This is a genomic window from Janthinobacterium tructae (genome assembly GCF_006517255.1).
Taxonomy (GTDB): domain Bacteria; phylum Pseudomonadota; class Gammaproteobacteria; order Burkholderiales; family Burkholderiaceae_D; genus Janthinobacterium; species Janthinobacterium tructae.
The window spans coordinates 2,921,059-2,934,423 of the sequence record NZ_CP041185.1; the positions used below are offsets into that span (position 1 = coordinate 2,921,059).

The 13,365-nt window shown below is 62.0% G+C and carries 10 protein-coding genes; 2 read left to right on the forward strand and 8 right to left on the reverse strand.

From position 1 onward, the window contains the following. Positions 1–86 precede the first annotated feature (86 nt). The 4 genes from flhA to FJQ89_RS12735 all read right to left on the reverse strand — a co-directional run bounded on the left by flhA (position 87) and on the right by FJQ89_RS12735 (position 5,309). Positions 87–2,183: a flagellar biosynthesis protein FlhA gene (gene flhA / locus FJQ89_RS12720; RefSeq protein WP_141170435.1), complete on the reverse strand. Its 2,097-nt coding sequence runs from the start codon at positions 2,181–2,183 to the stop codon at positions 87–89. Continuing rightward, a complete protein-coding gene (flhB, locus tag FJQ89_RS12725; protein ID WP_099762511.1) occupies positions 2,180–3,373 on the reverse strand; it encodes a flagellar biosynthesis protein FlhB in 1,194 nt (397 codons plus the stop codon). Before flhB ends, flhA begins: the two co-directional genes overlap by 4 nt. A 139-nt stretch (positions 3,374–3,512) precedes the next feature. Next, the gene (locus FJQ89_RS12730) at positions 3,513–4,511 is read right to left on the reverse strand and encodes a fumarylacetoacetate hydrolase family protein (protein ID WP_141170436.1); all 999 of its coding nucleotides are present in this window, start codon (positions 4,509–4,511) and stop codon (positions 3,513–3,515) included. A gap of 87 nt (positions 4,512–4,598) precedes the next feature. Next, positions 4,599–5,309: a pseudouridine synthase gene (locus FJQ89_RS12735; protein WP_131687732.1), complete on the reverse strand. Its 711-nt coding sequence runs from the start codon at positions 5,307–5,309 to the stop codon at positions 4,599–4,601. A 257-nt stretch (positions 5,310–5,566) separates the two neighbouring features. Between FJQ89_RS12735 and FJQ89_RS12740 the strand changes: the two genes are divergently transcribed. After that, complete coding sequence (locus tag FJQ89_RS12740; RefSeq protein WP_141170437.1) at positions 5,567–5,932, forward strand: hypothetical protein; 366 nt, start codon at positions 5,567–5,569, stop codon at positions 5,930–5,932. Positions 5,933–6,309: 377 nt separating this feature from the next. On the opposite strand, the gene FJQ89_RS12745 is transcribed toward FJQ89_RS12740, so the two are convergent. The 4 genes from FJQ89_RS12745 to FJQ89_RS12760 form a co-directional block, all read right to left on the reverse strand. Beyond that, positions 6,310–7,311: a S49 family peptidase gene (locus tag FJQ89_RS12745; protein ID WP_141170438.1), complete on the reverse strand. Its 1,002-nt coding sequence runs from the start codon at positions 7,309–7,311 to the stop codon at positions 6,310–6,312. 41 nt (positions 7,312–7,352) lie between these two features. After that, complete coding sequence (locus FJQ89_RS12750) at positions 7,353–7,730, reverse strand: Rieske (2Fe-2S) protein (RefSeq protein WP_205704601.1); 378 nt, start codon at positions 7,728–7,730, stop codon at positions 7,353–7,355. Further along, the gene (locus FJQ89_RS12755) at positions 7,727–8,386 is read right to left on the reverse strand and encodes an HAD-IIIA family hydrolase (protein WP_141170439.1); all 660 of its coding nucleotides are present in this window, start codon (positions 8,384–8,386) and stop codon (positions 7,727–7,729) included. Before FJQ89_RS12755 ends, FJQ89_RS12750 begins: the two co-directional genes overlap by 4 nt. A gap of 89 nt (positions 8,387–8,475) precedes the next feature. Then, the gene (locus tag FJQ89_RS12760) at positions 8,476–9,471 is read right to left on the reverse strand and encodes an RluA family pseudouridine synthase (protein ID WP_070220186.1); all 996 of its coding nucleotides are present in this window, start codon (positions 9,469–9,471) and stop codon (positions 8,476–8,478) included. A gap of 697 nt (positions 9,472–10,168) precedes the next feature. On the opposite strand from FJQ89_RS12760, the gene FJQ89_RS12765 reads away from it, so the two are divergent. Beyond that, a complete protein-coding gene (locus FJQ89_RS12765; protein ID WP_141170440.1) occupies positions 10,169–13,321 on the forward strand; it encodes an Rne/Rng family ribonuclease in 3,153 nt (1,050 codons plus the stop codon). Positions 13,322–13,365 lie beyond the last annotated feature (44 nt).

Genomic DNA, 13,365 nt, shown 5'->3' on the forward strand with positions numbered 1-13,365 from the left:
ATCGGAGCGCGCCCCATTGGGACGCACTCCCCCATCGGGTTCGACCCCGGCCCTTCGCTTAGGGTTTGCGGTCTGAACAATGCCGACTATTGCGCGCCCACCAGGCTGGTGACGCGGATGGTCTTGGTTTCCGGCACTTCCGCATGCGACAGCACCTTCAGTTGCGGCAAGGCGCGGCGCAGGAAACGCGACAGCAGGGCGCGCAGCGGCGCCGGCACCAGCAGCACCGGCGTCAGGCCCAGCGCCTCCTGCTGCTGCGCGGCCAGGCCTGCCTGGTGCGCGATGGTATCGGCCAGGCCCGGCTCGATGCCGGCGCCGTCGCCGCCGTTGCCCATCGCTTGCATCAGCAGGCGCTCCAGGCGGCTGTCGAGGGTCATCACGGACAATTCGGCAGCACCGGGGAACAGTTGCTGCACGATGGCGCGGCCCAGGGATACACGCACCAGCGCCGTCAGCTCGTTCGGGTCTTGCGTATTGACTGTATGCTCAGCCAGGGTTTCGATGATAGTGCGCATGTCGCGGATGTGCACGCCTTCGGCCAGCAGGTTCTGCAGCACTTTTTGCAGGGTCGACAGCGACAGCATCTTCGGCACCAGGTCTTCCACCAGGCGCGGCGCATCCTTGCCCAGGTGATCGAGCAGCGACTGCACTTCCGCGCGGCCCAGCAGTTCGGAAGCGTGCGAGGTGATCAGGTGGTTCAAGTGCGTGGCCACTACGGTGCCCGCATCGACCACCGTGTAGCCCATCGATTGCGCCTGGTCGCGCAAGCTGGCGTCGATCCAGGTGGCAGGCAAGCCGAACGCGGGATCGCTGGTGGCCACGCCCGGCAAGGCGCCGCTGGCCATGCCGGGATTAATCGCCAGGAACTGCCCGTTGAACGCTTCGCCCACGCCCACTTCCACGCCCTTGAGGGTGATGCGGTAGGCGGAGGGTTTGAGCTCCAGGTTGTCGCGGATATGCACGGGCGGCGCCAGGAAACCCACTTCCTGGGCAAATTTCTTGCGGATGCCCTTAATGCGTTTGAGCAATTCGCCGCCCTGCGTCTTGTCGACCAGGGGGATCAAACGATAACCCACTTCCAGGCCCAGGGTATCGACGGGCATGATGTCTTGCCAGCTGGCTTCTTCCTGCTCGGGCGCCACGGTCGCTGGCGGCACGTCGGCCGGTTTCTCTGCCGCCTCTTTTTCCTGCGTGCGCTTCTTGCTGATCAAATAGGCGGAACCGGCCAGCAGCGAGGCCAGCAGGATGAAGACCATGTTCGGCATGCCCGGAATCAGGCCCATGCCGCCGATGATGCCGGCGGTGATATACAGTACTTGCGGTTTCGCAAACAATTGACCGACCAGCTGGGTGCCGATGTCCTGGTCGCTGGCCACGCGCGAGACGACGATACCGGCCGCCGTGGAAATGATCAGCGAAGGAATCTGCGCCACCAGGCCGTCACCGATGGCCAGCAGGGTGTAGTTCTTGAGTGCATCGGCAAAGCCCATGTCGTGCTGCAACAGGCCCACCAGCAAGCCGCCGACGATATTGATGACGGTGACCATGATGCCGGCGATGGCGTCGCCGCGCACGTATTTGCTGGCACCGTCCATGGCGCCATAGAATTCCGCTTCCTGCGCCACTTCCGTGCGGCGGCGGCGCGCTTCGTCCTCGCCGATCAGGCCGGCGTTCAGATCGGCATCGATGGCCATCTGTTTACCAGGCATGGCGTCCAGCGCGAAGCGGGCACCCACTTCGGCGATACGGCCCGCACCCTTGGTCACCACGGTAAAGTTGATGATGGTCAAGATGATAAACACCACGATACCGACCGTGTAGTTGCCTCCGATCAGGAAGTGGCCGAACGCCTCGATCACTTTACCGGCCGCGTCGGCGCCCGTATGGCCTTCCGTCAGCACCACGCGCGTGGACGCCACGTTCAGCGACAGGCGCAGCATGGTCGACACCAGCAAAATGGTCGGGAAGGCCATGAAGTCGAGCGGCTTGACCGTGTACAGCGCCGTCAGCAGCACGATGATGGACAGCGCGATATTGAAACTGAAGAAAATGTCGAGGATGAAGGCTGGCAGCGGCAGCACCATCATCGCCAGCAGCATGATGATGATGATAGGCGCGGCGATGCCCTTGCTGGCGTTGCTGCTCATTCCGCTGAGCCAGGCTGGCAATCTCAGGCCGTTCATGGTGTACTTCCTTTATTCTTGTCTGCCGCGTCTGCTGCGGCCTTGATCTGCGATGCGGGGTCGAGCGGATCGAGCTCGGGCGGCACGTCGAGTTTCTTCGGCTTGTCGGGACGCTGGCCATGGCCGCTGCCGTAGCTGCGCAGCTGGAACACGTAGGCCAGCACTTCGGCCACGGCGCCATACAGCGCCTCGGGGATCTCGTCGCCGATGTCCGTGTGCTGATACAGCGCACGCGCCAGGGCCGGCGCTTCGAGGATGGCGACCTTGTGTTCGCCGGCCAGTTCACGGATCTTCGCCGCCACCTCGTCGATGCCCTTGGCCACCACCTGCGGCGCGCCGCGCGAATTCTCGCCATACTTCAGGGCCACCGCGTAGTGGGTAGGATTGGTCACCACCACGTCGGCCGTCGGCACGTCGGCCATCATGCGGCGGCGCGACATTTCATGCTGCATCTGGCGTATCTTCGCCTTGATCTGCGGATTGCCGTCCGACTCCTTCGCCTCTTGCTTGACTTCCTGCAAGGACATTTTCATCTTGTTAGCGTAGTGCCACATCTGGTACGGGCCGTCGATGGCGGCGATCAGGCCCAGCGCGCCCACGATCAGCAAAAAGGCCGTGATCAGCAGGCTGATCAGATGGGCAGAACCGGCGCGCAAGGATTCGACCGACAGGCCCAGCACGGCGTCTTTCTGGTGCTGCATCACCATCCAGGCGACGACGCCGACGACGAGCGTCTTGGCGATGGCCTTGAGCAACTCCACCAGCGCATTCTTCGAAAACATATTGCCCAGGCCGCGAATCGGGTTGAGCTTGCCAAAATTGGGGGTGAACGCCTTGGAACTGAACAGCCAGCCGCCCACCAGCACGGGCGAGGCCAGGGCGACGAGCATGATGGCCGCGGCGTACGGCAGGCAAGTCAGCAAGACGGAGCCCACGTCGTAGCCGATGCGCAACATCATCGCGTCGGGATTGAGGATTTGCTCCCGGTCCAGGGTCAGGCCGGACACCATGACCGCCGTCAGCCGGCGCACGATGGCGTCGCCGGCAAACCACAGGCAGCAGCCGGACGCCATCAACACCGTAAACGTGGCCACTTCACGCGATCGCGGAACGTCGCCTTCCTCACGCGCCTGCTCGAGGCGCTTCGGTGACGCGGCTTCGGTCTTTTCTGCGTCGCTGTCTTCCGACATCAATCAACTCCGGTGAAGTCCTGCAGCCTGGTTAGGCGCAATACGGACTGGGCATGACACATTATCGGTTCAAGTGTGCGGACGCCATCGGCGGAACAGGGGCACAATTGCCCTGTATTTCCCTTTGCCTATAAGAAACTTAACGCGATTTGCGCACCTCGGCTTGCTTTAACGTCTGCTCGATGGCGCCAAACAAGGATTTACCATCATCACCCAACATTTCCAGCCGGACAACATCGCCAAACAGCAAATAGGGCGTACTGGCGACGCCATCGGCGATCATCTCCTGATTACGTCGCTCAAAAATGCTGGAAAATCCCTTTTTTATTTCCTTGTTGGCGACACCGCCCGCACTGACCACGCTGCCGGCGCGCGCGTTGCGCGTCCGGCACAGATGGGCGAGCAATTGCGGGTAATTGAAGGCCATGTCGGCGCCCGCGTGGGGCTGGCCCGTCAATTTGCCGTTCAGGCTGCAGCGCAAGGCGTAATGCACCTTGCCGCCGCGCCAGGCATCGCCCAGCTCATCGGGCGTGATGGCCACCGGCGAGCAGGCCATGGCCGGCTTCGCTTGCAGGAAACCGTAGCCGCTGGCCTGCTCGTCGGGCGCCAGGTTGCGCAGGGTGATGTCGTTGACCAGCATCAACAGCTTGATGTTCAGGTGCACCTGGTCCGGCGTCGAGCCCATGGCCACGTCGTCCGTGATGGCGGCGATGCCCGCCTCGTAATCGATGCCCCACTGCTCTTGCGCCAGAGTGATGTCGTCGTGGGCGCCGAGGAAATCGTCGCTGGCGCCCTGGTACAGGCGCGGTGCCTCGCGCAGATTGGCGGGCGCGTCAACGCCCGCCGCCTTGCAGGCGCGCTCGATCTGCTGCAGGTACGAGGCGCCAGCCACGCGCAGGCTGCTGCGCGGCAAGGGTGCCATGCAGTTGGCAGGCTCGAAGTCGAAGGCGCGGTGACCGCGGCCACTATTGATGGTCTGGTACAGCAAATCGAGCTGGGGCGCGATGAAGCTCCAGTCGTCGAGCGCCTTTTGCAAGGTCGAGGCGATGCCATCGGCCAGGTGGGCCGTTTTCAGGTCGCGCGAGACGACAGCCAGCTGGCCGTCGCGCGTGCCGTCTTTCAAAGTTGCTAATTTCATGTACGGGAAACTTCGTCAAATGCAGGCAGTGGAGGCTAAAGACGCCAAAAAGCCGGGATATCCCCGGCTTTGACGGTCAGGAAGAATTTACGCCAGCAGCGCGATCTGCTCGGGCGTGAGGTAGCACCACTCGCCTTCGGCAATGCCCAGCGATTCCAGCGTCAGGCTGCCGATGGCGGAACGGTGCAGCGCGCTGCAATGGTTGCCGGCGGCGGCCAGCATGCGCTTGACCTGGTGGTATTTGCCTTGTTCGAGCACGATTTCCAGCTGGAATTCTCCGCGCTGGACGCAGACGAGGGCGGCCAGCGGGGCCGGTTCATCATGTAATTGCACGCCGGCCAATAGCTGCGCCACCAGTTCATCGGTCACGGGCGCTTGCGTGGTAGCCTGGTAAATTTTTGGAACGTGGCGCTTCGGCGACGATTGTGCATGGATAAAGGGGCCATCGTCGGACATCAGCAGCATGCCGGTCGTATCGTGGTCGAGCCGGCCGACGGGCTGGACTTCGCGCCAGGTGAATTGTTCCGGCAGCAGGGTCAGCACGCCAGGGTGATGACTGGGCTTGCGCGAGCATTCGAAGTTGGCGGGCTTGTTCAGCGCCAGGTACAGGTGCGCGCGGTATACCCACTCTTCTTCAAACACGTGCAGCACCAGGCCTTCGGTCTCGACGGTGGTACGGTAATTGGTCTGGGTGACGCCATCGATGACGACATCGCCATCCTCGATGAGGGAACGACAATATTTACGGGTGCCAAAACCCTGCGATTGCAGGATGCGGTCTAGGGATAATTTACTCATGGGCGTGACTTTACCAGAAGCGGCTGGCAGCGTGAAGCGGCGCCGCGCGCCGCCTGCGCCTGGCGGTGGAGCGCGCGACAGCCTTGCGCAGGCACAGATAAGGCGAAGCACAAGGTGAGATTTCGATATAAATGGCCCAATCCTTTGAGATATATCAAGCGCTCGGAATATCGCATTGATAGACTGAAACTTCGTTAGGAATCCGCCTAATGGACTTTAGGAATTGTGGCAGTCGCCACCCCTCATAAGGACATCGTATGAAGCATACCAATACCATCGCCTTACAAGGCAGCATCGCCGACATGCGCCAGCGCATCGCTGCGGAACAGGCGGCCATGCACAAGGTCAGACTCGGCGTGGCGCGCTGGCGCAACACCCCAGCGCAGCAGGATGCGGACGCGCCACCATCGCCAGCGAGCCAGACGCACTGGCATGCCGATATGCAATGCCAGTTCATGTGCTGGCTGGAACTGGGCGGTTTTGCGCACGCGGATGCGGCAGCCGACAACGTGAGCGCACCCGCCATGGCCGATACGCCGCCCGACTTCAGCGCCAGCTCCGGCAGCAACACAGCAGCGGTGCCGGCCTCCCTGCCCGCGCACTGTAACGGCTGCGCCGCCTGAGCGCGCCGCCATCGAAGCGCCATGCCCTGCCCCCGCATGCCTGTCTTGCCAGCCAGACCAGATCACGCATTGCACGATGCCAGCCCACCCGGCACGGACGACGCACAAAAGGAAACGGCGGCATTGCGCCGCCGTTCCCAAGCCCCATCGGGACTTCAGTGAGGAATGTAAATTCACTCAAAACCACATCTGCGATGCGGCGAGTAGTTCCAAGACCTGCCAATCAAGTTAGTACTGACAACATAGTTGATATATCGCCCCTCCTTGAAAAGAACTACGCTGTCACTATAGCCCAAGCAGCCCCTTTTTCAAGCCAAATTACCATCTTATTGAAAATCATTCTCGACTGGCTTGCCTGCCAGCCAACAGTGATGCCTTCAACGCAACGCCGGTTGTGACTGCTGCACGGCCGCCTTCATGGCGCCTGCGCCCATGGCGGCGCCAAATTTCTTCAGCACCCGCTCCGGCAAGCCTTCATGCTGCGTGTAGTCGACGATGTCTTCCGCCTTGACGACATCGCGCGCCACGCTGTCGACCGTGCCGAAGTCGTCGGCCAGGCCCATTTCCACGGCTTTCGCACCCGTCCAGTACAGGCCCGAGAAGGTATCGGGTGTTTCCTTCAGGCGCTTGCCCCGTCCCGTGCGCACCACGTCGATGAATTGCTGGTGGATTTCATTGAGCATGCCTTGCGCATATGCCTTGTGCTTTTCCGTCAGGGGGCTGAACGGGTCCATGAAGCCCTTGTTCTCGCCCGCCGTCAGCAGCCGGCGCTCGACGCCCACCTTTTCCATCACGCCCGTAAAGCCGAAGCCATCCATCAGCACGCCGATGGAGCCGACCACGCTGGCCTTGTTGACGTAGATGCGGTCGGCAGCGGCGGCGATGTAATAGCCGCCCGAAGCGCACATTTCATCGACCACCACATACAAGGGCTTGTCCGGATAGCCCTTGCGCAGGCGCTGCATCTCGTCGACGATCATGCCGGCCTGCACGGGACTGCCGCCCGGACTATTAATGTGCAGCACCACGGCCACGGAACCGGCATCGGAAAACGCCTTGTCCAGCGCGGGGATGACGACGGCGGCCGAGCCGCTGCCTTCGGACTCGATGGCGCCGCTGATGTCGATCAGGGCCGTGTGGCGGCCCAGGGTCTCGCTGTCGTCGGCCGTGTTGTAGTCATAAAACACCCACAGGGCGAACAGCACGATCAGCAGGCCGAAGATCTTGAAAAAGATGCTCCAGCGGCGGTGCGCGCGCTGCTCCTGCAAAGTGGCAAATACCAGCTTTTCCAGCACGGCGCGCTCCCAGTTCCCCGCAGGGGCGCCGTGACCGGCGGCTGGCGCGCTGCTGTCCAGCTTGTCATTCGTGTTATCGCTCATGGTTCACTTTGTTTAAATTACAATAATGCCCGTGCCCGGCTTCAGGCCGGCAGCGGCTGGACATACTCATCGGGTTGCCAGTACAGCTGGCCATCGCGCTCGCTCACGGGAATCGGGCGCAAGCGGCCGCCCTTGCAGGGACCGCCCGCGCAGTAGCCGCTCTCCGGCACATAGATGGCGCCATGCGTCGAACACATCAGGTACAAGCCGCTGGACTCGAAAAACTCGCCCTCGGCCCAGTCCAGTTCGATCGGTACATGGGCGCAACGGTTCAGGTAGCCATACGCCTTGCCGCCGTGGCGCACGACAAAGCCGGTGGTCGCTTCACCACCGGCCGAGACGGGAAAGCGCACGCCCTTGCCGCCATCGGCCAGCGCGTCGGCGGCACAAATCAACACTTCCACAACATCGCTCATCATGCGTGCTCGCTCAGCCATTGGTGCAGATCGGCCACCGTGGCGGCCGAATACAGGGGCTTACAAGCCTGCAACTGCTCCACCGGATGCGCCCCATACTCTACGGCAATACCGGCCGCGCCTGCATTGCTTGCCATCAACAAATCATGACTGGTGTCGCCGATCATCACGGTGCGACGCATATCCTGCCCCAATTCGCGCGTCAGCTCCTGCAGCATGGCCGGATGGGGCTTGGAAAACGTTTCATCGGCGCAGCGCGTCGCATCGAACAGCGACAGCAGCTTGACGGCATTCAGCGAACGGTTCAGGCCGACACGGCTCTTGCCCGTGGCGACGGCCAGAAAGTACGCTTGCTGCGAGAGTTCCTGCAGCATTTCTTGCACGCCGGGAAACAGGGTCAGCTCATGGTCGCGCGACAGATAGTGATAGCGGTAGCGTTCGGCCATGCGCGCATGGTATTTCGGCTCCACATCGGGCATCACCAGCTGCATCGCTTCCTGCAAGCCCAGGCCGATCACATGCGAGGCCAGCAACTCGGTGGGAATTGGCAAGCCCAGGTCTTTGGCCGACGCCTGGATGCACTTGACGATGGTCGAGGTACTGTCTATCAGGGTACCGTCCCAATCGAAGACGATCAGATCAAATTGCTTTCTTGCCATGTTTCCCGACGGCAAAGCCGCCGGCTCCTTGAGAATGAATGATGGCGACTGACTACCTTGTGAGTAGTGTCCCCGCACGCGATGGAGAACTATCGTGCGGCAACGGCCAATGGTTTGCCCAAGCTTACCAAGAAACGCTCGCATTCGGCAGCCAGCGGCGCATTCAGCGTCATCGTCTTGCCCGTCTCCGGATGCGTAAACGTAATCTGGTGCGCGTGCAGGAACATGCGCTTCAGGGCGCCGCGCGTGCTGTCGGCTTTCAACAAGGCACGGTTGAGGGCAAAGTCGCCATATTTATCGTCGCCCGCGATGGGGAAACCGGACGAGGACAGATGCACGCGGATCTGGTGCGTGCGTCCCGTCTTCAATTCCGCTTCCAGCAAGGCGAAGTTGTGATATTTATGCAACAGTGAAAACACCGTGTGCGACGCCAGGCCATCGGCCTGCACGGCCACCCGGCGCTCGCCTTCGGCCGTCGTATATTTATGCAGCGGCAGCTTGATATGCTGGCGCGCATTCTTCCAGTCACCGGCCACCAGCACCAGGTAGCGCTTGTCCGTGAGGCCGTCGCGCATCTGCTCGTGCAAATTCGTCAGCGCCGTGCGCTTCTTTGCCAGCAACAGCAAGCCGGACGTGTCGCGGTCCAGGCGGTGCACCAGTTCCAGGAACTTGGCGTCGGGGCGCGAGGCGCGCAATTGCTCGATCACGCCGAACGAGACGCCCGAGCCGCCATGCACGGCCACGCCGGCCGGCTTGTCGATGACGAGCAGCTGCGCATCTTCGAAGATGATCTTGAATTCGGCGGCCGGCGCGCCCGTGGGCGCCTTTTCGGCCACGCGCACGGGTGGAATGCGCACCACGTCGCCGGCGGCGAGACGGTACAGCTGATCGATACGGCCTTTATTAACCCGCACTTCTCCCGATCGCAAGATCCGGTAGATGTGGCTTTTAGGCACTCCCTTGCACACTCTTAATAAGTAGTTGTCGATGCGCTGGCCTGCTTCTTCTTCGGCGATCGTTACGAATTGGGCTTGCGGCTGAACCGGGGGTGTTGAAGGGGGAACAACATCATTTTGACTCTTCATTTACTATGTCTTCCCAGAAATCTCTCTAAGTCCTTCATTTTGAATATATAATTGTTTTTGCTGCGGCCCTGGCTGCTGCGAGTGTAAGAATAAAAGCACATTTTACACAGGGGCGTCTCCACCGGCCTCGCCAAATTGCAAATTCGGTGGAAAAAAATGTATATGCACCATCCCTGCGCGAATCAAGGTTGCACCGTAGTTGTAATCGGATAACGCGTGGAGATGCTGAAGTGAGTGTGGGATTATAAGGATAAGTACCCGTTAGCGCGACTTATCGAGTCGGGCTCGCGGGTTGATGAAGTTGATAACGCTTGCCGTTTTCGCCAAACCCCGTATGTGGCCAAATACTGAGGGTTGTCGATGATAGGCTGAGGCCAAGCCTCGCCATCGCGATCCCTGTAATGAGCCGGCTAACGATTTTGGCTCTGAATTTGCTGACCACTTGCATTCTCTGCCCCCGATGCAGTTCATTCTCATCCGGGCTGTTTCAGATGAGTTGCAAGTGTCCTGTGCACTCGGCATGACGATTGACCTCACCGCGCCTGTTGCGGCCGTAACGTATACCTCGTACGCGTTGTTGCTCCGCACGCTAAGGCATTTCCCCCGCCAACACTCCCGTTCTCGCATATATCCCTGTACTTTCGCCGCTTCCCCGGAAGCGGCTTTGAGATGGCCTACGGGTCGCGGAGTTATAAAAATGAAACGCATGTTGTTTAATGCCACGCAGCAAGAAGAACTGCGCGTAGCGATTGTCGACGGACAGAAACTGATCGACATCGATATCGAGACAGCCGGGCGCGAACAGCGCAAATCCAACATCTACAAGGGCGTCATCACGCGCATCGAGCCATCGCTCGAAGCGTGCTTCGTCAGCTATGGCGAAGACCGCCACGGCTTCCTGCCTTTCAAGGAAGTTGCCCGCACATATTTCCGCGAAGGCGTCGATGTGCGTAACGCTTCCGTCAAGGAAGCGCTGCGCGAAGGCCAGGAAATCATGGTCCAGGTCGAGAAGGAAGAGCGCGGCAACAAGGGCGCCGCCCTGACCTCGTTCGTGTCGCTGGCCGGCCGTTACCTGGTCTTGATGCCGAACAACCCGCGTGGCGGTGGCGTATCGCGCCGCGTGGAAGGGGAAGAGCGCCAGGAATTGCGCGAAACCATGGATAAGCTGGACTTGCCAGCTGGCATGTCCGTCATTGCCCGCACCGCCGGCATCGGCCGCAACGTCGATGAACTGCAGTGGGACTTGAATTACCTGATGCAACTGTGGCGCGCCATCGAAGGCGCCGGCAAGTCGGCCAACGGCGCTTTCTTGATCTACCAGGAATCGTCGCTCGTCATCCGCGCCATCCGCGACTACTTCCAGCCCGACATCGGCGAGATCCTGATCGACACCGACGAGATCTACGACCAGGCGCACCAGTTCATGAGCCACGTGATGCCCGACATGGTGCACCGCGTAAAACGCTACAGCGACGACGTGCCGCTGTTCTCGCGCTTCCAGATCGAACATCAGATTGAAACGGCGTACAGCCGCACCGTGCCGCTGCCATCGGGCGGCGCCATCGTCATCGACCACACCGAAGCGCTGGTCTCGGTCGACGTCAACTCGGCCCGCGCCACGCGCGGCTCGGACATCGAGACGACCGCCTTCAACACCAACTGCGAAGCGGCCGAAGAAGTGGCCCGCCAGCTGCGTCTGCGCGACCTGGGCGGCTTGATCGTCATCGACTTCATCGACATGGAAGTGGCAAAAAACCAGCGCGAAGTGGAACAGCGTTTGAAAGATGCGCTGCACCATGACCGTGCCCGTGTACAAATGGGCAAGATTTCCCGCTTCGGCCTGATGGAACTGTCGCGCCAGCGCCTGCGCCCTTCGCTGTCCGAAGGCTCGCACGTGACGTGCCCGCGCTGCTCCGGCACCGGCCATATCCGCGACACGGAATCGTCCGCCCTGCAGGTGCTGCGCATCATCCAGGAAGAAGCGATGAAGGAAAACTCGGCCACCATCCACGTGCAAGTGCCCGTCGATGTGGGCGCCTTCCTGCTGAACGAAAAGCGCGGCGAAGTACTCAAAATCGAGAACCGCCACCGCATCGCCGTGATCCTGATCCCGAACAAGCATCTGGAAACGCCGCATTACAAGCTGGAACGCATCAAGCATGATGATCCGCGTCTGGAAGACAGCCAGGCCAGCTATAACCTGGCCGAAAGCGCTGAAACCGACATGGCTTACAGCAAGCGCCAGAAGGAAGAAGCCAAGCCGCGCCAGGAAGCCGTCGTCAAGACGATCACCCCTGACCAGCCGGCACCGCTGGTCGAGCGCAAGCCTGTCGAAGCGAAACCAGTCCCTGTGGCCGCGCCTGCCGCACCACAGGGCCTGATCGCCAAGATCATCAGCTTCTTCACCGGCGCCCCGGCACCGGTGGCGCCAGCGCCCGCCCCAGTCGCACCAGCCAAACCGGCCGGCGCCGACCGCGGCGACCGCAACAGCCGTGGCCCGCGTGGCCGTGGCCGCAACGGCAAGCCTGGCCGCGAAGAACGCGAACCGGGCCAGGGCCGCCCAGCCCTGGACGATGCAGCGAAAGAAGCCGAAGCACTGGAAAAGGCGGCCCGTCCGCCACGCCCACCGCGTCCGCCACGCGAACCGCGCGAAGCGGGCGAGGCAACGGCAGCACCACGCGAACGCGGCGAGCGTCCTGAACGCGCGGAACGCCCTGAGCGCGCAGAGCGCCCGGAACGCGCCGAACGTCCGCCACGCCAGCCACGCGAAGGCCGCGAACCACGCGCCGACAAGGCTATTGTTGCTGAAGTGAAAGCTGACGAGCTGGCATTGGTTGGCGCCAGCGCCAGCGCGGTAAATGTCGTCGTGGCGTCAAGCGGTCCGGACGCTGATACCGCACCAACGAGCTTGCTGAAAGCACCGGCGAATGCCGGTCCTGACGGCGAAGAGACGGAAAACGACGTGGAAGGCGAAGAACCGCGCCGCCGGCGTCGTCGTGGTGGCCGCAACCGCAACCGCCGCGACCGCGAAACGGGCGAGCTGATCGAATCGGCAAATGGCGAGAACGAAGGCCAGGACGCACCAGCAATCAGCTTTACGGTCGCTCCGGCACCGGAAGCTGCCGCTGATGCAGCACCGGTCGCCGTCGTGGCTGCCGCCGCTGTCGTCGCCGTCGCTGCGCCAGTGGAAGCTGCCGTCGTGGAAGTGGTCGAAGTGGTCAAAGTGCTGGAAATCGCCAAGGTCGAAGAAGCCGCTCCCGCCGCAGAAGCCGCACCAGCGGCTGAAGTGATCGTGCCGCAAGCCCCTGTTGAGGCCGTCGTTGCTGCAGCGCAAGCTGAACCAGCCGCTGCCGAGCCAGCACCAGTTGCCGAGTACAGCTTTGCCGAGAAAGCGGAAGCTGCACCTGCACCTGCACCTGCACCTGCACCTGCACCTGCACCGGCACCTGCTGAAATCATCGTCGAAGCCGTGCCAGTGGTGGAAGCTGCGCCGCTGGTGGAAGCCGTCGCCGTGATCGAGGAAGCGCCAGCGCCAGTAGCTGAAGCAGCACCTGCCGTGGTGGAAGCCGCTCCGGTGGTTGCCGAAGTTGCTCCTGCTCCGGCTCCGGCGCCAGCACCGGTCGTCGCTCCAGCGCCGGCGCCTGCCGCGCCAATCGCCGCGCCGCTGGACTTGAGCGCCGTGCTCGGTTCCGCCGGCCTGACCCTGGCTGCCACCGATCCGGAAAAACTGCGCCTGGCGCAGGAAGCGGCCGCCAAGGCAGTCGCCCCGGTACGCAAGCCGCGCGAACGCAAGCCATTGCCGCCGCAATCGGATGAGCCGTTGATCCAGGTCAACACGCAACGTCCGTAAGCGCGCCGGGTTCGCCCAGCCGCCAATGATGAAAGGGGGAGCTC